Here is a 24,745-nt window from a genome sequence, read left to right as displayed (position 1 = left end):
CGTAATAAAGCTTCTGGGGTGGTCAGGCTACTTTCTGGCTCCAGATTCCAGCCACCCAACTGCAGGATCCAGCCTCTCCACTAATCTCCCAATCACTGTTCGAAGTGGGCGATCGGTTGGCAGACAAGGGCCCTGGCGCGGTGATGTCCAGATCTCCTGATCACCTTTGGACCCGCCTCTTGCTGTGGCGTCACCGACTCACGGTGCCCCAGTTCACTGTGGTCACAGGTGCGCTGGTGATTGCTGTTGGAACCCTGCTGCTGGCTTCGCCGCTCTGCTCCAGCGATGATGTTGGGCTCTGGCAGGCTTTGTTCACCGTGACCTCGGCGATCACGGTGACGGGTCTGTCGATCATTGATGTGGGCAAGGACCTCACATTCTTTGGGCAGGTGACGCTGGCCGGGCTGATCATCACCGGCGGGCTCGGCCTGATGGCGATCACCACCTTTCTTCAGGGTTTCGTTCAAGGTCGATCCGGCCTGCGTCTACGCCTCGACAAGGGCCGGGCGCTAGATGAGTTCGGCGTCGGGGGCATCGGCCCCACATTTCATCGGATTCTGATCACCGCCGGCTGCGTGATGGGGGTCGGCACACTTATTCTCTACATCTTCGGGTTCACCGACATCAGCAACCATGGCGAAAGGCTTTGGGCAGCGATGTTTCATTGCATCAGTGCCTACAACAACGCTGGCTTTGGCCTCTGGAGCGATAACCTGGTTGGCTACAAAGGTAACCCAGTCGTCAATGGTGTCATCGGTAGTCTGATCGTCACCGGCGGCATTGGCTGGCGCGTCACCAATGACCTCTGGGAAAAGCGCTTCCGGCTCCAACGGATCCGCCGACTGAGTCTGCACACTCGGCTGGTGTTGCGCAGCACCTTGCTGCTGATCGTGATCGGGGCCTTGGGACTGCTGTTCACCGAACAGTTCGCTCCCGATGGAGTCATCAATACCCTCACTCTCTGGGACAAGCTGCAGGTCACCATTTTCCAATCGATCACCACTCGCACGGCAGGCTTCAACACGGTGCCTCTCTCGATCGAGACGCTCTCCGATGCGGGCCTGCTGCTGATGATCGTGCTGATGTTCATCGGTGCCAGCCCCGGCGGTACCGGCGGTGGCATCAAGACCACCACCTTCGCGGTTCTGATGGGTGCCACCCGCTCCACCCTCGAAGACCGCAAGGAGGTGATCATCCGCAGGCACCAGATTCCCGGGGACATCGTTCTCAAGGCCGTGGGCGTGGCCCTGGCATCAGGCCTGTTCGTGATCCTGATGACTCTGCTGCTTGGACTTGGACCAACGGCGGGAGGAGAACCCACTGCCCACCAGGCCTACAGCTTCCTTGAGAAGCTGTTCACCTGCATGTCGGCCTTCGGCACCGTCGGACTGGATGTGGGAGTGACCGCTAACCTTAATCGCTGGGGTCAGTTGGTGCTGATGGTGGGGATGTTCGTGGGTCGGCTGGGCATCATGCTGTTGCTCTCAGCCCTCTACGGCAGCAGACCCCAGTCCAGGGTCGGCTACCCCCGCGAAGAGGTCTTCATCTGAATTGTGAACCGATGACATCAAAAAATGCGTGGTGGCAATGGGCCCCCGATGGATCGACGTCGTTCGAAACCTTTGCGGTCATCGGTATTGGCCGGTTTGGATCAGCGGTCTGTGACGAGCTCATTCATAACGGTGCAACGGTGTTGGCGATCGATGCCAATCAGAGAGCCATCGATTCCATGCGCCTGATCGACCCATCGATTGAAGCCAGGGTTGTGGACTGCACGGATGAGGAGGCTCTACGTGAAGCAGGGGCCTTGGAGGTTGACACTGTTGTTGTGGCGATCAGCGAACCCATCGAAGCGAGCATCACCGCCACTTTGATCGCGAAACATAGCGATGGCACGAAGGTGAAGCAGGTGATTTCCCGTGCCACCAGTGATCTTCACATGAAGATGCTCCAGCGCGTCGGAGCTGATCGAGTGGTCTATCCATCAAAAATGCAGGGCCACCGGCTTGGCCTGGAGCTCGTTCGTCCGAACATGCTCGAACGGCTACGGCTCGATGACCGCAACAGCATCGAGGAAATTCGTGTGCCAAAGGCCTTTGTCAATCAGTCTCTGCGTGAACTGAATTTGCGCAAGAATCACAACGTCACCGTCCTGGCTGTCGGTCCAGAGAACCAGCTGACTGTGAACCCACCGGCGTCCCATGTCCTGAAAGAGGGCGAATTACTTGTTGTGATGGGATCTGGCGAAGCCCTCAAGGCTCTGCCCTCCCGCTGAGCTGGGCCTTGATGCAACTGATCTCTGCATTCTCGAGTGGGGCCACAGACCCTTTGAGTGCGAGTAAGCCGCAGCCTTAGCTTCACCAGCTGGTTCCAGGCCGGGCAGTTCAAACTTTTTGGTGAATGCTGATGACATGCTGCTGGAGCGGTGGCGCTCGCTCCTTGATCACAGATTCCTCGACCTTCGCGTGATGGGTGTGGAGCGGCTGGCCACCACCTGGGCTCTGTTTCAGGCGTTACTGGTGGAGGCGATGCCCTTTCTGCTGATCGGGGTGGCTCTCTCCAGCCTGGCCCGCTGGATCAGCCCCGGGGGGAAGTGGGTGCGGGCCCTGCCTGCCCACCCGCTGCTGGGCCCCCTGAGCGGGGCGGCACTGGGCTTCGCCCTGCCCGCCTGTGAGTGCGGCAACGTGCCCATGGCCCGTCATCTGCTGGTGAAAGGGGCGCCGATCGCCACCGCCCTCGGGTTTCTGTTCGCGGCTCCTGTGCTCAATCCGATCGTCCTGGCCAGCACCTGGGCCGCCTTTCCTGATCAGCCCTGGCTGCTGGCAGCACGGCCCCTGGGGGCCGTGCTGATCGCCGTGGCTCTGGCCACACTGTTGCGGCTCCTTCCCGACAGCCAGCTGTTGCAGCCGGCTCTGCTGGAGGAACGGCGTCTGAGCCAACCCTTGGCAGAGGTGACCCTGCTGGAGCGCCGCAGTGGCCTGATCGGTGCTCCGGCCGGCGGCGCCACGTCAGTTGTGGCGGGATCGAGCCGTCGCCCCCCCCTCGGCCAGGTGCTCTCCCACGGCGGCGCCGAGTTTCTGGAGCTGGCCCTGCTGTTGGTGATGGGTTGTGCCATCGCCGCCCTGGTTCAGACCCTGGTGCCTCGCCAGTGGCTGATCGCGGTGGGCGGTGCTCCCACTCTTTCGATTCTGAGCCTGATGCTGCTCAGCCTGGTGGTGTCGGTGTGCTCCAGCGTGGATGCCTTTCTTGCCCTGGGATTTGCCGCCCAGGTCACCCCGGGTGCTGTGCTGGCCTTCCTGCTGCTGGGGCCGGTGATGGATCTCAAGCTGGTTGGGCTGTTCAGCATCCTGTTGCGGCCCCGCGCCATCCTGCTCACAGCGGGGGCGGCGTCCCTTGTGGTGTTGCTGATCGGCCAATGGGTCAACCTGATCCTGCTTTGAGATCCAGGCCCCAGCGTTCCCTGACGCTCCGGCGCCTGGCCCCGGGCCCCCTGAAGGCTCTGGCCCTGGGCCTGTGGGGCGTCGCGCTGCTGCAGAGCTACCTGAGCGGACGACTCGATCTGCTCCTTCGGGCCGTGTTCCATCCGCTCGTCTGGGCCAGTGGACTCCTGCTGCTGCTGCTGGCCGCTGTGGAGTTGAGCGGCCGTTGGCGGGATGCCAGCCGCACGAGCGGGCGCTGGACCTCCCTGCTGAGCATCGGCGCTGCCCTGGCCGTGCTGGCCCTGCCCCCCCGTCCCTCCTTTGCCGATCTGGCCGCCAATCGCCAGGCCAACCTGCTGGAGGAACCGGGCCTCAGCTTTGTGCTCCCTCCGGCCCAACGCAGCCTCACCGACTGGGTGCGCCTGCTGCGCAGCGAGCCGGATCCGCGTCTCTACGCAGGTGATCCCGTACGCATCAGCGGTTTCGTCCTTCCCATCGAAGGTGAGGAGCCCCACCTGGCGCGCCTGCTGGTGCGCTGCTGCCTGGTGGATGCCGTGCCTGTTGGGCTGCCGGTGCGCTGGCCCCCCGATCAGCCCCGACCCCGCCCTGACGAGTGGCTGCGGCTGGAGGGGGTGATGGTGAGCGAAACCATCGGCGGCCGGCAGCGCAGTGCGGTCAAGGCCAGCCGTGTGGTGCCGATCCCCCGGCCCCGCCAGCCGCTTGAGCCATGAAGCCGACGCCCCTGAGCTGGTGGCGTCGGCAGAAGCGCCTGAGGTTGCTGCTGATCGCCGCCGCCGCCGTGGCGCTGCTGCAGCAGCAGTTTCTCTGGCATCGTCCGCCGCGCCTTCTGGAACTGCGCCAGGCAAGCGCCAGCTCCGGGCCGGCGGCTCTGAGCCTGCGCTTCAGCCGGCCGATGCGGGCTTCCAGCTTCACCAAAAGCAGCCAGCTGCAACCGCCGCTTCCCTTCACGATCCAGGGGGAGGGCAACCCCCTGCTGCTGTTGCCGGCTGTTGGGGCTCGCATCGAACAACCTCTTGAGCTTCGGCTGGCTGGCCTCGACCAGCGAGGGTTGTCCCTTCCCGTCCAGCGCTGGTTCTGGGATCCCCGCCCCGACCTTCTGGCCGTGGTCCCGGTGGATGGGGGCGAGCAGGTCCGTCTGCGCACAGCCGCTGGGGCCTGGACACCGCTGACGCCCGTGTGGCCGGCAATCACTCAGACCGTGGCCCTGGGAGATGGTTCGGGTCTTGGCCTGGTCAGCCGGGACCAGCAGGGGGAACACCAGGTCTGGAGACTCGAGCTGAAGCGAAACCACCTGGCCAGGCGCTCCAGCGACCTTGGCTCAGCCCGGGCGGGGCGGTTGCAGCCATTCAGTACCCACACTTATGTATTTGCCAACCTGAGCAGCAATGCCAGTGGCGATCTGCTGGTTCAGGCAGCAGCCCAGGCCCTGGGGCCTGAGCCCCCTCAGGAGGAGGTGGTGCTGTGGGAGCGCGGCGGTAGCCGCCGGAGTCTGGAGCTGGACCCCCGTGGACCGATCGCCCTGGTGCCCCAGGGAGGAGCCATGATCGTGCCCGAGGCCGATGGCCTGGCTCTGAGAACCCTGCCGCCGCGACCGGCCCGCCGCCAGCTCCTGCCCGGCAGCCGCGATCTCAGCAGCTTCTGCCCGGTGGCGGGCCGGGCTCTGCTCACCCGCCACTGGCCCGACTTCCGCCGCTCCCTGGAGCTGGTGGAGCCGGCCCAGGCCCCGAAAACCCTTTGGCTGGGCCAGGAAGCACTGCTCGCCAGCGCCTGCTCAAGGGGTGGAGATCGGGTCTGGGCCCTGCTGCTGGATGGAATCGAGCAGCCCGTGCTCACCGTGCTGGCCCTCAGCCGCGATGGGGGCGAACGACGGCAGAGTCTGGTGGGCTGGGAACTGGAGCCGGGCACGGGGCTGAGCTACGACCCCACCACCGATCGGCTGTTGCTGGCCCTGCGCCCCCTGCAACTCCCAGGACCTGCGCCGGGCAGCTCCCGAGCTGAACCCCAGGCTGCCCTGATCGATGCCACCAGCCTTGAGCTGACCATGCTCAAGGGTCCGGTGCGTCAGGTGAGCTGGCTGCCTCCAGGTTGAGTCGCCTTGACATTGCTCAGCGCCGCAGTCTCAGGACCAGGGGAAGCAGCAGCAGGCTCAGCACTCCGATCAGGGGCCCAGGAGGCAGGTTGATGGCGGGCTGGATCGACAGCAGAAAGCCGCCGCCAGCCAGCAGCGCGCCGATCAACGCCGCCCGCAGCAGGGCCTGGCGCAGGCTGATCGCCCCCTGCAGGGCCAGCAGTGCCGGAGCCCCCATCAGGGCGATCACCAGCACCACCCCCACGGCCGTCATGGCGCTGACCACTGTCAGGGCAGTCACAAGGGTGAGCAGCAGGCGCAGGCGCCCCACCGCCAGCCCGGCACTGGCTGCGCCCAGGGGGTCCACGCCGAGAAACACCAGCTGGCGGTAGCGGAAGCTGAGCAATGACAGCACCGCCAGCAGTGACAGGCCGGTGCGCAGCAGATCCGGCAGTCCGGCCGCGAGCAGATCTCCGAAGAGCACGGCTTCCAGGTTCACCCGGATCCGCAGCAAGGGGATCAACAGGACCCCCAGACCCAGGAATCCGGCCAGCACGGTGTTCAGCACCGCCTCATCGCCGCGTCCACCGGAGCTGCCGGGCCGGCTGAACCGCTCCGCCAGCAGGGCGCCGGCCACCCCGCTCACCACACCACCCAGCCCTGGGTCGATGCCCAGCGCCATGGCCACCGCCAGGCCAGGCAGCACCGCATGGGAGATCAGATTGGCCTGGAACAGGCGCCCCTGCACGAGCAGCAGCGTGCCCGCCAGGGGGCAGAGCAGGCCGCTGAGCAGGGCCAGGGTCAGGGGAAGCATCCACCAGGTCGGGCTCATCGGGCGGCTGCGGGGCGAAGCGAATGAACCGGTCTGCATAGGATCCCGACCAGGGGCCCGAGCAGACACCGATGGAATCCGAGGCAGCCGCTCAGCAGCTGAACGCCAAGCAGGTAAGCGTGCTGGCGATGTTGCGAGAGAGCTCCGAAGAGCTCTCCGGCCAGGACCTGCATCAGCGCCTGCGCCTCAACGGACAGCCGATCGGGCTCGCCACGGTCTATCGGCACCTGCGCCAGCTTCAGCGCCTGGGCCTGGCCCGCTGTCGCCACCTCCCCAGCGGTGAGGCCCTCTATGCCCCCAGGGAGCGGGACACCCACCACCTCACCTGCGTTTCCTGCGGCCTGACGCTGCCGCTCGATCACTGTCCGATGCATGGCATCCAGCCGCAACCCGAGGCAGCCCATGGCTTTGAGCTGCTGTTCCACACCCTGGAGTATTTCGGCCGCTGCTCCCGTTGTCGCCAATCCGCCCCTGAGGACAACTGAATAAGCTCCCATTCAGCCGCAGCGATGGTTTCCCAGGCGCAAATCGCCAAGGGAATGGCGCACCGAGGCCGGGGGTCCATCGGCCAGAAGCCGGCGGTCGATCACCAGCACGCGGTCGTAGGCGTCGAGATCGTGGCCCCAGTCGTGACTGCTCACCAGCAGGATGAAGCCGGCATCCCGCAACTGGCCCATCACCTGCAGCAGCTGGGTGCGCGAGGGAGGATCTATTGCGGCGCAGGGTTCGTCCAGCAGCAACACCGAGGCGGGCTGCACGAGCAGGCGGGCCAGCAGGGCGCGTTGCTGCTGACCGCCGGAGAGCTGATCAAGGCGGCGTGAGGCCAGGCCATCGATGCCTACACGCTGCAGGGCCGCCTCCACGGCACAGCAGCCGGGTCGGGCGGCCACCAGCCGGCCAAGACCCACCAGCTCACGCACGCTGATCGGGAACTGCCAGGCAATCTCACCACGCTGGGGCATCAGGGCCAGCTGGCGCCGAGCCAGTCGGGGGGTGAGCGGTGCGCCGTCAAGCAGCAGTTCACCGGAGAGCAGGGGGATCTGGCCCTCGATCGCTTGAAGCAGGGTGCTCTTGCCCGCGCCGTTGGGTCCCACCAGAGCCGTGAGAGTGCCGGGCTCAAGGCGAAAGCTGATGTCCTCCAGGGCCAGCCCTTCGCCGCGGCGCACGCTGAGATGGCGGACTTCGAGGGCCATCGGCACTGGCACGGGGGATGGGTTGGCGCAACCTACCGATGACCGGAGCGCGAAGGAGCCATCAGGCCGGCGCAAGGCAAACGCTGAACGCATCAGAAATGAGAACTGTTATCGTCGAATATTGGCATCGGTGAGTCTTGGCCCCGTTCCCTGGTTCCCGGCTCGCCGATCAGCGCCACCCGCTCAACCCGGCGTTTTTGCTGGTCTTCGCCGGCCTTGGACTCTCCCTGCTGGCCTGCAGCCGGGGCCCGGACACCTCAACCTCAGCCAGCAAGACCCCGCCCACAGGTCAGCCCCGGGTGGTGGCCGCCGATGGGGTGCTCTGCGATCTCACCCAGCGGCTGGCCGGTGGCGAACTGGCCGTGAGCTGTCTGCTGCAATCGACCGATGATCCTCACGACTTCCGGCTCAGACCCGACCAGAAGGCCCAGATCACCGACGCAGATTTGCTGTTGATCAGCGGCTTCGACCTCACCCCAGCCCTCTCAGCTCTACCGGGGGCGGTGGCGGTTTCCGAGCAGGCCGTCCCCCAGCCCCTCAGGCTCACGCCAGTCAGCGGCGGCGAATCCACAGACCACCACGACCACAGCGCTGAAGACCACCATGGCGCTGGTCACGACCACGGTGACTACGACCCCCATGTGTGGCACAACCCACGCCAGGCGGCGGCCATGGCTGCAGTGATCGCCGACCAGCTCGGCCGCCTCGATCCCACCGCCTCCGAGGCCATGCAGCGGCGTTCAAAGGCCATGGCCGTGCAGCTCGAAAGCCTCGATGCCTGGAACCGGGCGCAGTTCGATGCAATCCCCAGGCCCTGGCCCGCTCTGGCCAGCAGCCACCGCGCCTTTGCCAGCCTGGCTCAGGCCTACGGCTTGAAGGAGCTGCCCCTGGTGGATGCCACCAGCACCAGCGATGCCCTGCGGCCGGAGGGATTCCGCCAGGTGATCAGCGTTCTCCAGGCCGGCTCCACCCCTCGCTTGTTCGCGGAGCAGAGCCCTCCTGCCAAGACTCTCCAGCGCATCAGCGAGCTCAGCGGCGTGCCGATCGCCTCAGTGCCCCTGGCCGCCGATGGTCTGGCGATAGGGCCTGATGGCCCCCTCAGCCTGATGGCCACCCTGGTGCGCAACACCTGCACGATCGTGGAGGGCTGGGGCGGCACCTGTGACCGCAAGGGCGGCGAGGCCCTGGTGTGGGCCTGGTCGCGGATCAGCTGAGACCCAGCCGGGAAGAGATGGGCACCGCAGCAGAGCCCTGGCCAGAGCGCTAACCGGTCTTGTCAGCCGCACACCACACTGAGAGCCATTATCATTCTCAGATTAATTGGAGATGGGGCTTGTCTGTCAGGCCATTTCTTCCAGTTCTTTCTTCAGAGCTTTCAAGTCGATGATGCCCTCCCTGCTTCGCCGGATCGCCCCTGCGGCCATTGCCGTGCTGGCGCCAGTGGCCCCGTTCGGTGCCTCCGCAATCGCCATGAACCTGGACGGCATCAACCAGTACGCCGCCGGCCCAGGTCAGAACAGCCTGGACCAGGTCACCAGCATCACCCAGTTCTCCGACGTGCAGCCCACCGAATGGGCCTACCAGGCACTCTCCAACCTGATCGAGCGCTACGGCTGCGTCGCCGGTTACCCCGATGGCACCTTCCGCGGCAAGAAGCCGCTGAGCCGCTGGGAAGCAGCCGCTCTGCTCAACGCCTGCCTCGATCGGATCAACGAGGTGACCGATGAGCTGCGCCGTCTGCTCAAGGAGTTCGAGAAGGAGCTCGCCATCCTGCGCGGCCGCGTCGACAACCTCGAGGCCAAGGTCGGTGAGCTGGAGGCCAACCAGTTCTCCACCACCACCAAGCTTTCGGGGTATGCCACGTTCGTGCTGGGTGCCAATGCCTTCAGCGGCAGTGCCACCGATCTGCGGGATGAGGCCAGCCGGGAAGTTGGCGCCACCACCTTCAGCTACGACCTGCAGCTGGTGCTCGATACCAGCTTCACCGGCAAAGATCTTCTGCGGACGGTACTCCGGGCCGGCAATTTCGGCACCAGTGCCTTCGGTGGCGCGGGGCCAACCGGCAACCTCTCCACCCTGGAGATTGCCTTCGAGGAAGCATCGGGCCCCGACTCCCTCGGGATCGACAAACTCTATTACCAGTTCCCGATCAGCACTAATTTCACCGCCACAATCGGCGGCAGGCTCGGGCAGGAGGACATGCTGGCGATCTGGCCGAGTGCCTATGTCACTGAACCGATTCTGAATCTCTTTTTCCTCAACGGAAGTCCGGTCAACTACAGCAAGAACGCCGGACCCGGCGCAGGCCTGTGGTGGCAAAGCAACGGCTGGAGTATCAGCGCCGCTTATGTGGCCGCCACCGGCTTCCTGGGTGATTCCAGCCGTGGTGGACTCGGCAACGGCAACAGTCAGAGCACCGGCACCGCTCAGCTGGCCTACGCCGGCGATCGATGGGCTGTGGCGGCCATCTACAACTACATCCAGAACGGCGTGGCCATCCCAGGGGCCACACCGTTCGCCACAGCTGGATTCGAAGCTCCTTCCTCCAGCCGCACAAATGCCTTCGGACTCAGCGGCTACTGGCAGCCTGAAACATCGGGCTGGATCCCCTCGATCAGTGCCGGCTGGGGATATGGCACCACCTCCTATGGCTCAGATCCCGGAAGCGGGGCACTGAGCGCCAGCCAGTCGTGGATGGTGGGTCTGGAGTGGGCCGATGTGCTGCTCAAGGGCAATACGTTGGGCATGGCGGTGGGTCAGCCGGTGTTTGCCACGGCTCTGACCGGAGGCGACAGCCCCGATGACGGCAATTTCGTCTGGGAATGGTGGTACAAGCTTCAGGTCACCGACAACATCTCGATCACCCCGGCGTTGTTCTATCTGAGCCGTCCCCTCGGCCAGGACACCCCCAGCGACAGCTCATTCAGCCAATTGGGCGGGTTGGTCAAGACCAGCTTCTCGTTCTGAGCCCAACCGTTGGTCCTGGCCCAGCGGGCAATGCTGCTTGCTGATGGTGCTGTCACCGGCTGGGACAGCTGCCTTGGTTCGCCAGGCAGGGCTCTGGTTTTCGCAACCGAGCCGACACCGGCCTCCGTAACAGCGATGAGGCAAGTGCGGTGGAGACAAGACTCCAAGCCTGGTGCCCGCTGGCCTGGCCGGGAACTGGAGCGCCAAACTCGCTCTATTGACTTGCCAGTTACGCGGCACGCTCGTGCTTTGCCCCTTGGATTCCCTGCCCCATCGACGGCCTTGGCGCCAGACTGCCCGGATCAGGCGAATGTCGCCCCCGCTTGCCCGTGATGGCCCGCACTGCCCCTGCTCGTCCCGCGTCCTCTCCCACCAAGGGGGTGGTGGAGGATCAGAGCCCCACCAGTCTGCCGGTGACGATCCTGACGGGCTTCCTCGGGGCCGGCAAAACCACCCTGCTCAACCACATCCTCAGCAACCAGAGCGGCCTCAAGACCGCCGTTCTGGTCAATGAGTTCGGTGAGATCGGCATCGACAACGACCTGATCATCGCCACCGGTGAAGACATGGTGGAGCTCAGCAACGGCTGCATTTGCTGCTCGATCAACGGAGAGCTGCTGGAGGCAGTGGAGCGGATTCTCGAGCGCCCCGAGCCCGTTGATTATCTTGTGGTGGAAACCACCGGCCTGGCCGACCCTCTACCGGTGGCGATGACCTTCCTGGGCAGCGAGCTGCGTGACAGCACCCGCCTCGATTCGATCATCACCCTGATCGATGCCGAGAATTTCGAAGCGAGCAGTTTTGAAAGCGAAGTGGGCCGTGCCCAGGTTATCTACGGCGACATACTGATGCTCAATAAGTGTGATCTGGTGCCGGAGACGAAACTGCAGCAGCTGGAAGCTCTGCTGCGCAACCTCAAACCAGATGCCCGCATCCTGCGCTCAGTCAAGGGAGACGTGGCCCTGCCATTACTGCTGAGCGTGGGCCTGTTCGAGTCCGACCGGGCGGTGGCCAGTAGCGACGCGACCGTATCTGCAGTCGCTGGAGCCCAGGTAGGCGATCATCTCGACCACGGCGACTGTGACCACGATCATGGTCATTGCAACCACGATGACGGCCATGCTCATGGCCACGATCATGGCCATGAGCATCAAGAGGGTTCCTCCGAGCATCCGGCAGACCATCTCGCCATCGAGGGGTTCACCTCGCTCTCATTTTCCAGCGACGGACCCTTCGCTCTGCGCAAATTCCAGAACTTCCTGGACAATCAGCTCCCCACGGAGGTGTTCAGGGCCAAGGGCATCCTCTGGTTCAACGAAAGCGAGCGACGTCATGTGTTCCACCTGGCTGGCAAACGCTTCTCGATTGACGACTCTGACTGGAATGGTGAGCGCAAGAACCAGCTGGTCCTGATCGGTAAGAATCTGGATCACCAGCGCCTGCGCCGCCAGCTTCAGGCCTGCGTGGCCAAGGACCCGGGCCGGGGATTTGCCTAAATCACATCTGATCAGGTCACAATGATCACCAAGTCTTGTTCCATTGAAGCGAGGCCAGAGCCTCGGTCATTTCTACGGTTGAGGCGTCGTCCAGGCGTTCCATCCCGCCGTCAATCTTGACAAAGCCCCTCTGTTCCCGTTCAATCCAGCAGGTTGTAACCGGTCTGCTCGTTCTCACCGCCTCCATCACGGCCGCTGATTCCATTCCACAGGCAGCTGCCATAGAGATTGGCGGAGAATTGGCCCAGGCCTCCAAAGGTTCTGAAATCGGTGTGTACTCGGGCCGCCACTACAACACCGACAAGGAGCTTTACGCGCAGTTCACCCGTGAAACTGGTATTCGGGTGAATCTCATCGAAGGCAAGGACGATGAAATGATTGAGCGTCTGCGCCGAGAAGGTGCCAACAGCCCCGCCGACGTTCTTGTGACTGTGGATGCAGCTCGCCTCGTCAGAGCCCAGGAGCTGAATCTGTTCCGCCCGATCAACTCGGCTGCACTCAGGAGAGACGTGCCGGCCAATCTGCGCGACCCCAACGGCCACTGGTTCGCTCTCACCCGCCGGGCACGGCCGGTGATGGTCAATCCCGCGCAGGTGAATCCCAATCTGATCCGCACCTACGGCGATCTCGCCCGGTCGGAGCTGAAGGGCAAGCTCTGCATGCGCGACCGCGCCAGTGTCTACAGCCAGTCCCTTACAGCCGATGTACTGCAGCGGGCGGGCAAAGCCACCACCGAGCGCTGGCTGAAGGGTATGGTCGCCAACGTCAAGCAGCCATTCTTCACCTCCGACACCACCATGGTGCGTGCCGTGGGCCAGGGTGAGTGCGGCGCCGCCGTGGCCAATACCTACTACCTCGCCCGCTTGCTCAACTCCGACAACGCCACCGACAAGGCGAACGCCCGGAAGGTGAAGGTGGTGTGGGTCGATCCCACACACGTGAATATCACCGGCGGCGGGGTGACCAGATCGTCCCGCAATCCGGAAGGGGCCCGCAAGCTGCTTGAGTTCCTCTCCTCCCCCACCGCGGGCGAGGGATACGCCAGGGCGAACAACGAGTATCCCGTGAAGGGATGGGGCAACAACCCCACGCTGCGAAGCTTCGGCACGTTCAGGTCCACTCCGGTGACGATCCAGCAGCTCGGTCAGCGCAACCGCGAAGCCGTGCAGCTGATGCAACAGGCCAACTGGAAGTAGGTACGCACTCGCCTTCCACAGCCATTCATTCGTGGCCAGGACGCCAGGCAAGAGCACCTGTCTCTTTCTCGTTGCTGCCGTCCTGCCCATCTGTTTCCTTGCCCTGTTGCCGCTGCTGGCTCTGGTTCGAGACGCCGTCACGAGCCCTCCAGCGGATGCGATCGGACTTGGTCACGACGGCATTGCCCAGATCCGGGGCACCCTGCTGCTGATGGGTGGGGAGGGTGGTGGTGAACCCAGAACGGGTCAATCCGGCAACAATCCGCACCTATGCTGAACTGGCCAAACTTGCGTTGAAAGGACAACTCTGCTTGCGAAATCGCCAGAGTCCCTACAATCAGTCACTGGTGGCCGACCAGATGATCCAGCGTGGTGAAGCCTCCACCCGGGCCTGGATCAAAGGGATGACCAACAATGTCACCCAGCCCTTCTTCAGTTCTGATGCTCCCCTGGTGCGGGCAGTGGCCCTGATGGAGCGCAACCACTCAAAGTAACACACCCCTGTGGGCGGGCAATCGGGTTGTACCGACCCAATCGCAGCATCGGTCACAGCAAGACCATGGATTCTGGCTAGGTTATGGGGACTCTGAGCCCGATCGATGGCCGAACTGCTGCTTGCCTCCAGCGTTCTCGCGTTGTTCGGCCTGGCCTTCTGGCTCACCACCAATTCCGACGACGACAACGGCGGTGGAGGCATGATGCAACCCGTGCTGGTCCCGGTTCGGGTCTCCAGATCCCGAGGGCACTGAGCGCGTAATTCACGGTCCCACCCGAGGGGCCCAATCCGCTGTCCCTCCACCCTGCCACCGGTGTCCAGTGCCACCGGTGGTTTTTTTGTATCTGAAATTGCAGCAGAACATCGACTGATTGATTATCCGGGTTGATCCCGGGAATTGTCGATCCTGTCTGAATCAGCCTCCCCAAGGTATTGAGGCGGTTCTAAGTTTGCCCAACCACTAACCGCGAACCACCGATCGCCAACCACCGATCGCCAATTGCCAATCACACGAGAAGCTGTTACAGGCTGGCTCTCTGCAAACCAGGCTGTCTTTTGGTTCCTTGGATGAGTCCCTCCATAACGCTGATGTCCAGTGATGCCTCCACTCAACTCTGGACAATGTCCATTTTTTCAACTCAAGCCCAACTAGGTGTTACCGACTGGAACAACTTTGTTGATCAGCGATGGCTATGTCCTGCTGCGGGTGATCTGGCATTAAACGCAGATCTGATCCATTCAGTGGTTTGGGTGGGGCCCGGCGAACTCCTCCTTCCCCGTTCCCCTTGAGTAAAGGCCCTCAATGGGACCATTAAGTTCAAGCCCTCAACTTCCCACTCCAGTGAGGGGTCAGGCCTTACAGCGTTTCAGGCGATACCGACCTTGGGTAGGGAGTTGACAGCATCGGCCAAGGCTTCTACCCGGCTCAGCTCCACATGATCGGGTGGCAGCAGGCCATACACCTTCATGCTCTTGAGGCGCTTGAGGGTGCTACCTTCAGCCCCCACCAGATAGACATTGCGCTTCTTCTCAATAGCCTCCTTGACGGCATTCTCCAAGGCAAGTGAGGCTGTGACCCCCATGTGCGAAACCTCGCTGAGGTCAAATACGATCGAATCACAGTCCTGGATTGCATTGTGCTCGCGGGAGATGGTCTTGGCCAGACCGAAGATCATTGGACCGATCAATTGGAACAGCAGCACCTTGCCGCCTCCCTGATCCAGCAGAGCCTTCTCGTTCTCGGGCAGGTTGAGATCGTCGTCGGCGGTGCTGATCGCCTTCACTGACTTGGTTTCCAGGGTACTCATCTTCTCAATCGTGAGGATGTTGGCCACGAAGATGCCCACACCGACCGCTGCAATCAGATCCACCAGCACGGTGAGCAGGATCACTCCGTACATGATCACAGCCCCCTTCATCGAGACGTGGTGGGCGCGGCCCAGGAAACTCCAGTCGATGATGTCGATGCCCACCTTGAAGGCAATGCCAGCCAGCACAGCCATCGGGATAGAAGCAGCCAGCCCTGATGCCCCCAGAATCACCACCATCAGAATCAGGGCACGGGTGATGCCCGAGAGAGCGGATCTTGCTCCCGTCTGAATGTTCACCACGGTGCCCATGGTGGCGCCGGCACCGGCAATGCCACCGAACAGACCGGAAACGATGTTGCCCAGACCCTGGCCGATCAGCTCTTTGTCGGAGTTGTGCTCGGTGCGGGTGATGCTGTCTGCCACCACGGCGGTGAGCAATGCATCGATGCATCCCAGCAGACCGAGCACAAAGGCATCAACCACCATCAACTGCAAAAGTTCTGGCTCGAAGTGGGGCACAACAAGCTGGGGGAATCCACTCGGAATTTCGCCGATTCGGCGGATCCCTTCCACCTCAGGGCCGCTGCCGCCATTTAGCAGTGTGAGTGACAACAGCGTTCCCACCACCAGAGCCACCAGCTGGGGAGGGGCAAACCGCTTCACCTGGGCCGGTGTCAACCAGATAATGGCCACCGTGACCAGCGCCAGGATCACCTCCGGCAGCCTTGCCCCGCTGATGAGCTGGGGCAAAGCTGTGAGCGTGCCCATCACGCCCCCCTTGGGGATGGGCTGACCCAGGAAGGGACCGAACTGAAGAATGATCAGGATGAAACCGATGCCGGACATGAAGCCCGAAATCACCGTGTAGGGCATCATCGTGATGTAGCGGCCCAGCTTCAGGAAGCCGAACAGAATCTGGAGCGCCCCGGCCATCATCACCACCGTGAAGGCCATGGCCAGTCCCTGTTCGGGACTGGACGCCTTCGCGGTCAGGCTGGCGATCACCGCTGTCATCACCACCGTCATCGGACCGGTGGGTTCCGAGATCAGGGTGGGGGTGCCGCCGAAGAGGGCGGCGAACAGACCCACAAGCACCGCGCCCCATAAGCCCGACACCGCCCCGGCACCGGAGGCCACACCGAAGGCCAGGGCCATCGGCAGGGCCACCACCGCTGCCGTGAGACCGCCGAACACATCCCCTTTGATGTGTTGTGAACTGATCTGGTTCAACCAGCTCATCGGGCGGGCTATGGCCACAAAGTCTCTGGAATGGTTGGGTCGGACACTAAGAGAGAGCCACGTCCCAGATCTGGGCGAGGGGGGCGATCGGCCCAGGTTGTGACAATCCGTCAGCTTGGTGACAACGCACACCACAGCGACCCTCAGAGGTTCAGCTCAAGGTCGTCCTTGCCAGGAGGCCCAGATTGATGCTGCGCCCTTTCAATCGCAAGGCAGAATCGGGGTCCCGCTGGAGCCCGGTTTGCTGAGTGTGATCGAAGTGGTCGTGGGCATCCTCCTGCTCTTCGGTGGGGGGGAGCTGTTCGTCCAGGGCTCGGTGGCCCTGGCCCTGCTGCTCGGCGTGCCTCAGCTGGTGATCGGCCTCACCGTGGTGGCGATGGGGACAAGCGCCCCGGAACTGTTCGTGAGCCTTCTCTCCACGCTGCAGGGCGCAGACGATATTGCGGTGGGCAACGTGGTGGGCAGCAATATCTTCAATGTGCTGGTGGTGCTGGGCATCAGTGCCGTGATCCTGCCGCTGAGGGTGCACAGTCGCCTGATCCGCCGCGACGTGCCGGTGCTGCTGGCGGTGTCGATGGCGGTGTGGGGCATGGCCTCCACAGGCAGGGTCACCTGGCAGGCAGGCCTGGCTCTGCTGACCGGGGTCGTGATCAACACCATCTGGGAGATGCGCACGGCCCGGGAAGAAGGTCCCAGCGGCGGTGACGGTGACATCGATTCCTCGGAAGCGGAGGGCGGCTACCTGCAGGCGTTGGTGAAGCTGGCTGTCGGGCTCGGCCTGCTGGTCTGGGGATCCCAGATTCTGGTGAAAGGAGCAACGGCCATTGCGCTCAGCCTTGGAGTCAGTGAAACCCTGATCGGCCTCACGATCGTGGCGGCAGGCACGTCGATGCCGGAACTGGTCACATCGATCATGGCGGCCCTCAAGGGCAAGGCCGATCTCGCTATTGGCAATGTGGTGGGCAGCAACCTGCTGAACCAGCTGGTGATCCTGGGGGGGTGCGCCTTCCTCTCTGGATCACGAGGTTTGAACGTGGATCCTGCGATGGTCCAGCGGGATCTTCCGATCATGGTGGCCACCACCTTGGCGCTGCTGCCCATCTTCTGGACCGGGGGGGTGATTTCCCGGCGAGAAGGCGTTCTACTGGTGGGCCTTTACGGTCTTTATCTGGTGGAGCAGATCCTTCCTCTCACCGTTCCGGCCCTGGCCTCACCGCTGCGCAGCTTCACCCTCTGGGTCATCGTTCCGGTGCTGGTGCTGCTGCTGGCCTTTCAGGTCTGGCAGCATTCGCGCCGCTCAAGCGTTCAGGCCGAGACCGGCAATTGATCTTGACGGCCCGAGGGTGCGAGGGTTCCCAAAGTTCCGGTGTCCTTGATGGCGTCGATTTTCGCTGACAGCAGCCTGAGCATCGGCCGCACCCCACTGGTGAAGCTGAACCGGGTGGTCGGTGACAGCCGGGCCACGGTGCTCGCCAAGATCGAGGGACGCAATCCCGCCTATTCGGTCAAATGCCGGATCGGTGCCGCGATGATCTGGCAGGCCGAAAAGGAAGGACGGCTCGGTCCCGGCAAAGAGCTGATCGAGCCCACCAGCGGCAACACCGGCATCGCTTTGGCCTTCGTGGCCGCCTCCCGGGGGATACCGCTCACGCTGACGATGCCGGAAACAATGAGCCTGGAGCGCCGCAAGCTTCTCACCGCCTACGGCGCCAGGCTCGAGCTCACCGAGGGCAAGCTCGGCATGACCGGCGCGGTGGGAAGGGCCCATGAGATCGCCTCTTCCGATCCCGAGCGATACGTACTGCTTCAGCAGTTTTCCAACCCTGCCAATCCCCAGATCCACCACGACACCACCGGACCGGAAATCTGGAACGACACCGACGGCCAGGTGGATGTGCTGGTGGCGGGGGTCGGTACGGGAGGCACCATCACCGGGGTGAGCCGCTACTTCAAGACCACACGAGGGCAGTCGCTGCTCTCGGTGGCGGTGGAGCCCGTGAACAGCCCGGTGATCGCCCAGGCGAAAGCTGGCGAACCACCCCAGCCCGGGCCCCACAAGATCCAGGGGATCGGCGCCGGCTTCGTGCCCGACAACCTCGATCTGGATCTGGTGGATCGAGTGGAGGCTGTCAGCGACCAGGAGGCCGTGGCCATGGCCAGGCGGCTGATGCGCGAGGAAGGCATCCTGGCGGGCATCTCCTGCGGAGCCGCCACCGTGGCTGCCCTGCGCCTGGCCGCTGAGGATGTCTTCGCCGGCAAAACGATCGTTGTGGTGTTGCCTGACTCAGGGGAGCGGTACCTGAGTTCGGTGCTGTTCGAAGGAGTGTTTGATGCCGCCGGACTGGCTCTGGTCGAGCGGTAGTCGCGCCACCTGCAGCAGGATCAGCGTCAGCACCAGGATCTCGGCAACCAGGCTGCGCAGGCGCAGAGAACGATCAATGGACGCTCTCATGGCAAACAACTCACGCGTCGGCCTCACCCAAACCCATGACTGAAGGCCGAACGGCGGGCCCTGAACCTGGTGCCGAGCGCGATCCAGAGGTGATCCAGCGCCTGATGCCGCTCTGGGAATGGCTTTACCGCCACTACTTCCGAGTGAGCACCAGCGGCTGGGAGCACATACCTGGCGAAGGACCATTGCTGCTGGTGGGATCCCACAACGGCGGGCTGGCCAGCCCTGACCTGCCGATGCTGATGTTCGACTGGTTCCGGCGCATCGGTCTGGAGCGGAGGGTCTACGGCCTGGCCCATCCCAAGGTGTGGCAGGTGTTTCCCCAGGCGGCGCAACTGGCGGCCCGCACCGGGGCGATTCCTTACTACCCGCGGGGGGCCATGGCCGTGCTGGAACGAGGCGACAGCCTGCTGGTGTTCCCCGGTGGTGGCCAGGACGCCTTCCGGCCGCACCGTCTGCGCCAGACCATTCAGTTCAGGGGGCGGACTGGCTTCATCCGACTTGCCCTCTGTCACGGCGTGCCGATCGTGCCGCTGATCTCCTGGGGCAGCCACGACACTCTGATCGTCCTGGAGGACTGCTACGAACCGATGCAGCGCTGGCATGAACGCGGCCTGCCCTGGCTGTTCGGCATCGACCCCGAGGTTTTTCCCCTCTACCTCGGCCTGCCCTGGGGCCTGGCCGTAGGGCCACTGCCCAACCTGCCACTGCCGGCCAAGATCCACACCCGGGTCTGCCGGCCGATCCGGTTCGAGCGCAGCGGCCATGCCGCCAGCCGCGACAGGGCCTACGTGCAGGCCTGCTACAGGCGGGTGGTGGCAGAGATGCAGGACCAGCTCGATGAACTGGCCCGCAACAGCTGACTCAGCTGGCGGACGGTTCGCCCTTGTAGGACAGACCAAGGGCCTGCATCAGTGGTTTGAGCGGCTTGAGGTAGCGGCTCTCATGCGGCTGACCCTTGAGCATTCTGTTCCAGTAAATCCAGGGCAGACCTTTGGTTTTCATCAGCCACATGCTCCAGCGCTCGCGGGTGGGGTCGATCAGAAAGGAGCTCACAGGCTGCAGGTCGTAGTCGAATTCGGCCATCACGACCTTGTCGTAACCGGTGATCAGCGGGCAGACGCTGTAACCGTCGTAGCGGGCCTGCACAGGCTTAGCGTCGAGCTGGGCCAGCAGATTGGCCACGAGCACCGGTGCCTCGCCACGCACCGCCCCGGCGGTCTTGGAGGTGGGCAACGACGACACATCCCCCAGGGAGAAGACATTGGGATAACGGACGTGCTGGGTGCTGAATTTGTCGACATCCACCCAGCCACCGGGGGCGCTGGTGGCCAACGGGCTCTTGGCGATGACATCGGGGGCTGACATCGGCGGCACCGCGTGGATCATCGTGAACGGAATCTCCTCTCTGGAGATGGCCCCCTCAGCATCGCTGACCTCGAAGACCGCTACCTGCTCATCGGCCCTGATCTCCTTGAGGTTGTGGCGCAGAAGCACCTGAATACCCCGCTCCTCCACCACCTTCTTCAGCACCCGGGCATAGACCGGAACACCGAAGATACCGGGTCCGGCGGTGGCGAACACCACCTTGGTGTTGACCCCCACGCCACTGGTGGCCTTGAAGATGTCATCGGCCATGTACATGATCTTCTGGGGCGCCCCAGCACATTTGATCGGGGTGTCCGGAAAGGTGAAGATCGCGGTACCGCCCGGAAAGTTGCGGATGGTCTCCCAGGTGTAGGGAAGGTGTTCCCGGGAGTAGTTGCTGGTGACACCCTGGCGACCAAGCGCTTCCTCCAATCCCTTGATCCGCTCCCAGCGCAGCTGCAGGCCGGTGGCCACCACCAGGGCGTCGTAGCTGATGGTGTCCCCATCGGTGGTGGTCACCTGATTGGCCTCCGGCTCGAAGCTGGCGGCGGCGGCGCGGATCCAGCTGCAACCAGCGGGAATCAGGTCGGCCTCATCACGGCGGGTCTGCTCCTGGGTCATCACCCCTCCGCCGACCAGGGTCCAGCCCGGTTGGTAGTAGTGATCGCTGCTGGGCTCAATAATGGCCACGTCAAGACCTCTCCTGGCGAGAAGCAACTGGCTGGCCACCGTGATCCCCGCCGCTCCGCCGCCGACGATCAGGATCTGGTGGTGCTGCTGCGACGGGCTGGATGGGCTCATGACATCTGATCTCACCTCTCCTGTCTAGGGCGCGCCGGGACCACACGACAATGGCTGTGGGAGTCCTCTCACGGCCTCTCGAGAGCCTCTGCGTCAATCCTTGAGACAACGGAGCGGGGGGTCAGCAAGGGATCAGCCGGTGGTGGAAACACCGAAGTGACGCTGATTCCGGAGCAGCACTTCACGGAGCAGGGCAACCTCCCAGTGGAGTGAATCCAGCAACTCCACCAACGTCTCGGCATGGCGAGCGATGGTGTTGCTCTGCAGACGGAAATGCAATAAATCGTGCTCCAACCTGGCGCGCAACTGCGGGTTGGTGCGACTTCGGGCGGCCTGGAGGGCCTGACGACTCCGCACCCCAAGGCACCAGCACAATCGGGTCAGGGAGGCCAGTTCTGTTGGCATGCTGCCTGGGGTGCGCCAGTCCTCAGACATGCAATGGAACAGATTCACGCTTTATGTGAGCTTGAGTTCAAGGGTTCGGCTACTGGTTCTGGCTGCAGGCGAGCAGACGATGGCAGCAAGCTCGGGATCCTTTGTAGACTAGGCCAATTGGAATGAACCCATGCTGATCAGCAATCCGGCCAGCGTCACGAGCCTGAATACGGTTCCCTTGCTGCCGCGACGTCCGGTGGCCCAGGAGATGGAGGCTGAATTGCACCAGGGGCTGTGCAACCATCTGCAGATGGAATTGATGGCCAGCTACACCTACTTCTCAATAGCCGTGTGGTTTACCCAAAGAGAACTGAATGGGTTTGCCGCCTATGCCAGGGCTGAATCCGACGGTGAGCGGGCCCACGCCGGTCTGTTCGTTGATTACCTGGTCGCCAGATCCCAGCCGGTTGAGCTCTCTGATCTTTCCCAACCGAGGCAGACGTGGACAAATGTTGAAGATGTGCTGCTATCCGCCTTTGAAATGGAGGCAGAAGTCACGACATCGTTGCAACAGCTTTACAGCTTGGCTGAGCGCTGCGGCGACTACCGCAGCTCCATCTTTCTTGACCCCATGATCAAGGCTCAGGTGGATGCCGAGAGTGAAGTTGCCCATCTGCTCGCCCAGGTCCGTCACTGCGGCACCGACTTCGGCGCACTGATGATCCTGGACCAATCCCTGAGCGGAGCTGCTGGACCCACCGCAGCCTGATCGATCGTCTATCTGAGCCGTCTTCTGCCTGAGGAATCGTCATTCTCCAGAGGATCAGGTCCTCTGGAGAATGACGGCTGGAGTTCAGTCGCGGCCACAGCGGCAGCGACCGCCTTTCCAGTTAGAGCACTTTTTGGCTTTGCAGCCTTTTCCGCTCGATTTGGCCGTGCTCATCACCGGGCAGGCCACACGCTCAAGGCAGGGGTCGATCCAGGGGCAAGTGTCGTTCACAGGATTCAGGGAGAAGGGAAAAATCCTGGATCCATCCAAGCGCCACTGGCCAAGGCTGGATGTCCAAGAACGACCGATCGATGTGATTAATGTTACTCAGGCCTCCAGTCGGCGTTTTCCTCGGTCCCAGCCCAAGGAGCTTGGCGCGCTGGTCAAACCGTGCTGATCGGGTGATTCCTCCACCAGTCCCAGGGGTCCTATGCCGACGTACGCCTCCGCGGCCGTATCGAGGGGCAGGTCCAGGCAGTAGCCAATCCCGTAGATCGTTTTGATGTGGGTGGGCCTGTGGCTGTCGCGTTCCAGCTTCCCGCGCAGATGGCGGATGTGGGTGCGGATGCATTCCACGTCGTTCTCGGGTCCGTAGCCCCAGATCTCCCGCAGGAGCACCGCCCAGGGCACCACCTGACCATGACGCTGCAGCAGGCAGTGCAGCAGTTCGAATTCCGTGCGAGTCAGGCGCACCGGCGTTTGATGCCAGAGGGCTTCGTACCGTTCCGGCACCAGGGTGAGCGGGCCGTAACTGAGCAGGTCCGGTGCCCGCACCAGCTGGGGTGTGGTGGCTCGCCCCCGAAGCAGTGCCTTGACCCGGGCCAGCAGTTCCTCAGGGGCGTAGGGCTTGACCAGGTAGTCGTCAGCACCGGAAGTAAAGCCCCGCACCTTGTCATCAATGCTGCTCAGTGCCGTGAGCACCAGGATCGGGGTCCGACTGGTGCGTTGATCCCGCCGCAGGCGCTGTAGAACCGTGAGACCGTCGATTCCCGGCAGCAACAGATCCATCACGATCAACTGCGGGTTGGCCTGCAAAGCAATGGCCTGGCCTCGATGACCATCCTCGGCCTCCGCCACCAGGAAGCCTGCCTCCAGCAATTGAGTGGCCAGGCTTTCACGGCCGATCCGTTCATGGTCGATGAGCAGGACGAGAGAGGCCATCGAAGCGCATGACTCTCGATCTAAATAACCCACAGAATGTGATCAATGTTGCCGCTGTCTCCATCCGCTGACAGCTTTGTGATCATTTCCCTCTGGCCGCTCTCATCCTCCCTTGCTCACTGGGGCATCGTCACGAACTCCTCGGCCACGGTGGGATGGAGGGCCATGGTGCGATCGAAATCGGCCTTTGTAGCCCCCATGCCGATTGCGATCGCCGCCATCTGGATGATCTCTGCCGCGTGTTCGCCCACCATGTGGCAGCCCAGCACCCGATCTGAGGCCACCTCCACCACCAGCTTCAGCAGGCAACGAGGACCGCGCTGAGGCAGGGCCTGGGCCATGGAGCGAAAGCGGGTCCGATAGAGGCGAATCCCATCCGAACCGAAGCGGGCTATGGCCTCTTCCTCACTCAAGCCCACCGTGGCCAGCTCCGGTTGGCTGAACACGGCACTGGCCACCAGGTCGTGGTCTACCTGCCGGGCTCGTCCGCCGTAGATGCTGTCGGCAAACGCACGGCCTTCGTCCACCGCCACCGGAGTCAGGTTGATGCGGTCGGTGACATCCCCAACCGCGAAGATGTGAGGTACATTGGTGCATTGAGCCGCATCCACCGGGATACGACCGCCATCCACCCCCACTCCCGCCGCCGCCAGATTGAGGCCGGACAGGAAGGGTTGGCGGCCCGTGGCCAGCAGTACACCGCCACAGGGCTCCGCTCGTCCCTGGCAGGTGGTTGCGATCAGCTCACCGGGCTTGCCGGTGATGGCGGTCAGGGTCTGGGCGAAATGGATGGTGATGCCGTCGGCTTCCATGCCCTCGTGCACGGCGGCACTCAGTTCCCGGTCGAAGCCCCGCAGCAGGTGATCACCGCGCACGAACTGATCCACCTCCACCCCAAGACCGCGCAGGATGCAGGCGAATTCGCAGGCGATGAAGCCGCCGCCCACGATCAGCACCCGCTGGGGCAGACCCTCCAGCAGAAACATGTCATCACTCACCCAGCCCAGCTCGGCCCCAGGAATCGAGGGGCGGTGCGGGCGCCCCCCCGTGGCGATCAGCAGGCGTTCTCCGCAGAGGATGCGCCGGCTTCCATCCGAGCTGCCATCGCGGCCAACCACTTCAAGGTGATGGGCATCGAGAAAGCGCCCCCAGCCCGTCACCAGCTCAACCCCAGCGCGCTCGAGAAAGCCGATGTGCAAACCATTGAGGCGATCCACCTCTGCACGCACCGCCGCCAGCAGTTTGGAGGGAGCGCATTGGGCCGGTCCCACGCTCCAGCCATAGCTGGGCGCATCGGCCAGCAGGTGCTGATATGCCGATCCATAGACCAGCAGCTTCTTGGGCACGCAACCGCGGATCACGCAGGTACCGCCGACCCGGTCACCCTCGACCACGGCAACTCTGGCCCCATGGCTGGCGGCGCGTTTGGCGGCTGCCAGCCCCCCGGATCCGGCCCCGATCACCACCAGGTCGAAGCGGTCGTGAGCAGCGACCGAACTGGCTTCTGGGCTGGCCGCCGGATCTGGGATGGTCGTCACAGTGGGAGCTGGTGCACTGCTGCCAGAATGGTCGATCGGTTGCC

Annotated in this window: 24 protein-coding genes; 16 read left to right on the top strand and 8 right to left on the bottom strand. The window is 63.5% G+C overall.

Features of this window, described 5'->3' with window-relative positions; genetic code table 11:
- Window positions 1-143 precede the first annotated feature (143 nt).
- The 5 genes from KBY77_RS00530 (at window position 144) to KBY77_RS00510 (ending at window position 5,529) form a co-directional block, all read left to right on the top strand.
- The gene (locus KBY77_RS00530) at window positions 144-1,550 is read left to right on the top strand and encodes a TrkH family potassium uptake protein (protein ID WP_255101674.1); all 1,407 of its coding nucleotides are present in this window, start codon (window positions 144-146) and stop codon (window positions 1,548-1,550) included.
- Between the two features lie 11 nt (window positions 1,551-1,561).
- Complete coding sequence (locus KBY77_RS00525) at window positions 1,562-2,275, top strand: TrkA family potassium uptake protein (RefSeq protein WP_255101673.1); 714 nt, start codon at window positions 1,562-1,564, stop codon at window positions 2,273-2,275.
- 193 nt (window positions 2,276-2,468) lie between these two features.
- A complete protein-coding gene (locus KBY77_RS00520; RefSeq protein ID WP_255102040.1) occupies window positions 2,469-3,440 on the top strand; it encodes a permease in 972 nt (323 codons plus the stop codon).
- On the top strand, window positions 3,437-4,150 hold the full coding sequence (locus KBY77_RS00515; RefSeq protein ID WP_255101672.1) for a TIGR03943 family putative permease subunit: 714 nt from the start codon (window positions 3,437-3,439) through the stop codon (window positions 4,148-4,150). Before KBY77_RS00520 ends, KBY77_RS00515 begins: the two co-directional genes overlap by 4 nt.
- On the top strand, window positions 4,147-5,529 hold the full coding sequence (locus KBY77_RS00510) for a hypothetical protein (protein WP_255101671.1): 1,383 nt from the start codon (window positions 4,147-4,149) through the stop codon (window positions 5,527-5,529). The genes KBY77_RS00515 and KBY77_RS00510 overlap by 4 nt, the downstream gene beginning before the upstream one ends.
- 16 nt (window positions 5,530-5,545) lie before the next feature.
- On the opposite strand, the gene KBY77_RS00505 is transcribed toward KBY77_RS00510, so the two are convergent.
- Entirely contained in the window at window positions 5,546-6,340 is a 795-nt protein-coding gene (locus KBY77_RS00505; RefSeq protein ID WP_255101670.1) for a metal ABC transporter permease, read from the bottom strand.
- Between the two features lie 71 nt (window positions 6,341-6,411).
- Here KBY77_RS00505 and KBY77_RS00500 point away from each other — a divergent pair, with 71 nt between their 5' ends.
- Complete coding sequence (locus KBY77_RS00500) at window positions 6,412-6,825, top strand: transcriptional repressor (protein WP_255101669.1); 414 nt, start codon at window positions 6,412-6,414, stop codon at window positions 6,823-6,825.
- A 12-nt stretch (window positions 6,826-6,837) separates the two neighbouring features.
- Here the strand turns inward: KBY77_RS00500 and KBY77_RS00495 are convergent, their stop codons facing one another.
- A complete protein-coding gene (locus KBY77_RS00495) occupies window positions 6,838-7,533 on the bottom strand; it encodes a metal ABC transporter ATP-binding protein (protein WP_255101668.1) in 696 nt (231 codons plus the stop codon).
- Window positions 7,534-7,670: 137 nt separating this feature from the next.
- Here KBY77_RS00495 and KBY77_RS00490 point away from each other — a divergent pair, with 137 nt between their 5' ends.
- The 4 genes from KBY77_RS00490 to KBY77_RS00475 all read left to right on the top strand — a co-directional run bounded on the left by KBY77_RS00490 (window position 7,671) and on the right by KBY77_RS00475 (window position 13,192).
- Window positions 7,671-8,747: a metal ABC transporter substrate-binding protein gene (locus KBY77_RS00490; protein WP_255101667.1), complete on the top strand. Its 1,077-nt coding sequence runs from the start codon at window positions 7,671-7,673 to the stop codon at window positions 8,745-8,747.
- Window positions 8,748-8,919: 172 nt separating this feature from the next.
- Window positions 8,920-10,500: an iron uptake porin gene (locus KBY77_RS00485; protein WP_255101666.1), complete on the top strand. Its 1,581-nt coding sequence runs from the start codon at window positions 8,920-8,922 to the stop codon at window positions 10,498-10,500.
- A 332-nt stretch (window positions 10,501-10,832) separates the two neighbouring features.
- Complete coding sequence (locus tag KBY77_RS00480) at window positions 10,833-11,996, top strand: GTP-binding protein (protein ID WP_255101665.1); 1,164 nt, start codon at window positions 10,833-10,835, stop codon at window positions 11,994-11,996.
- Window positions 11,997-12,235: 239 nt separating this feature from the next.
- Window positions 12,236-13,192, top strand: coding sequence for an extracellular solute-binding protein (locus KBY77_RS00475; protein ID WP_255101664.1), 957 nt, complete (start codon window positions 12,236-12,238; stop codon window positions 13,190-13,192).
- Window positions 13,193-13,217: 25 nt separating this feature from the next.
- Here the strand turns inward: KBY77_RS00475 and KBY77_RS00470 are convergent, their stop codons facing one another.
- Entirely contained in the window at window positions 13,218-13,367 is a 150-nt protein-coding gene (locus tag KBY77_RS00470; protein WP_255101663.1) for a hypothetical protein, read from the bottom strand.
- A gap of 49 nt (window positions 13,368-13,416) precedes the next feature.
- Here KBY77_RS00470 and KBY77_RS00465 point away from each other — a divergent pair, with 49 nt between their 5' ends.
- Entirely contained in the window at window positions 13,417-13,686 is a 270-nt protein-coding gene (locus tag KBY77_RS00465; RefSeq protein ID WP_315856446.1) for a hypothetical protein, read from the top strand.
- Between the two features lie 105 nt (window positions 13,687-13,791).
- Window positions 13,792-13,941: a hypothetical protein gene (locus KBY77_RS00460; protein WP_255101662.1), complete on the top strand. Its 150-nt coding sequence runs from the start codon at window positions 13,792-13,794 to the stop codon at window positions 13,939-13,941.
- Window positions 13,942-14,554: 613 nt separating this feature from the next.
- Here KBY77_RS00460 and KBY77_RS00455 read toward each other — a convergent pair.
- Complete coding sequence (locus KBY77_RS00455) at window positions 14,555-16,237, bottom strand: SulP family inorganic anion transporter (protein WP_255101661.1); 1,683 nt, start codon at window positions 16,235-16,237, stop codon at window positions 14,555-14,557.
- A 241-nt stretch (window positions 16,238-16,478) separates the two neighbouring features.
- Between KBY77_RS00455 and KBY77_RS00450 the strand changes: the two genes are divergently transcribed.
- The 3 genes from KBY77_RS00450 to KBY77_RS00440 all read left to right on the top strand — a co-directional run bounded on the left by KBY77_RS00450 (window position 16,479) and on the right by KBY77_RS00440 (window position 19,552).
- A complete protein-coding gene (locus KBY77_RS00450; RefSeq protein WP_255101660.1) occupies window positions 16,479-17,564 on the top strand; it encodes a calcium/sodium antiporter in 1,086 nt (361 codons plus the stop codon).
- 48 nt (window positions 17,565-17,612) lie between these two features.
- Window positions 17,613-18,599, top strand: coding sequence for a cysteine synthase A (cysK, locus tag KBY77_RS00445; RefSeq protein ID WP_255101659.1), 987 nt, complete (start codon window positions 17,613-17,615; stop codon window positions 18,597-18,599).
- Window positions 18,600-18,724: 125 nt separating this feature from the next.
- A complete protein-coding gene (locus KBY77_RS00440; protein WP_255101658.1) occupies window positions 18,725-19,552 on the top strand; it encodes a lysophospholipid acyltransferase family protein in 828 nt (275 codons plus the stop codon).
- Window position 19,553: 1 nt separating this feature from the next.
- Here KBY77_RS00440 and KBY77_RS00435 read toward each other — a convergent pair whose 3' ends face one another.
- Together KBY77_RS00435 and KBY77_RS00430 are read right to left on the bottom strand one after the other, a co-directional pair.
- The gene (locus KBY77_RS00435; RefSeq protein ID WP_255101657.1) at window positions 19,554-20,858 is read right to left on the bottom strand and encodes an FAD/NAD(P)-binding oxidoreductase; all 1,305 of its coding nucleotides are present in this window, start codon (window positions 20,856-20,858) and stop codon (window positions 19,554-19,556) included.
- A 132-nt stretch (window positions 20,859-20,990) separates the two neighbouring features.
- Window positions 20,991-21,293 carry a hypothetical protein gene (locus KBY77_RS00430; protein ID WP_255101656.1) on the bottom strand — a complete coding sequence of 101 codons (303 nt, stop codon included), beginning with the start codon at window positions 21,291-21,293 and terminating at the stop codon, window positions 20,991-20,993.
- Between the two features lie 130 nt (window positions 21,294-21,423).
- On the opposite strand from KBY77_RS00430, the gene KBY77_RS00425 reads away from it, so the two are divergent.
- Window positions 21,424-22,002 carry a ferritin gene (locus KBY77_RS00425; RefSeq protein WP_255101655.1) on the top strand — a complete coding sequence of 193 codons (579 nt, stop codon included), beginning with the start codon at window positions 21,424-21,426 and terminating at the stop codon, window positions 22,000-22,002.
- A gap of 327 nt (window positions 22,003-22,329) precedes the next feature.
- Here KBY77_RS00425 and KBY77_RS00420 read toward each other — a convergent pair whose 3' ends face one another.
- Both KBY77_RS00420 and gorA read right to left on the bottom strand, forming a co-directional pair.
- Entirely contained in the window at window positions 22,330-23,163 is an 834-nt protein-coding gene (locus KBY77_RS00420; protein ID WP_255101654.1) for a response regulator transcription factor, read from the bottom strand.
- Window positions 23,164-23,279: 116 nt separating this feature from the next.
- Window positions 23,280-24,692, bottom strand: a complete 1,413-nt coding sequence (gene gorA, locus KBY77_RS00415) for a glutathione-disulfide reductase (protein WP_255102039.1) — start codon at window positions 24,690-24,692, stop codon at window positions 23,280-23,282.
- Between the last annotated feature and the right edge of the window lie 53 nt (window positions 24,693-24,745).

It is taken from the genome of Synechococcus sp. Cruz-7E5, from assembly GCF_024345995.1.
GTDB lineage: Bacteria > Cyanobacteriota > Cyanobacteriia > PCC-6307 > Cyanobiaceae > Regnicoccus_A.
The sequence above is the reverse complement of the archived record's forward strand: the minus strand, read 5'-3'. Positions and strand labels throughout refer to the sequence as shown.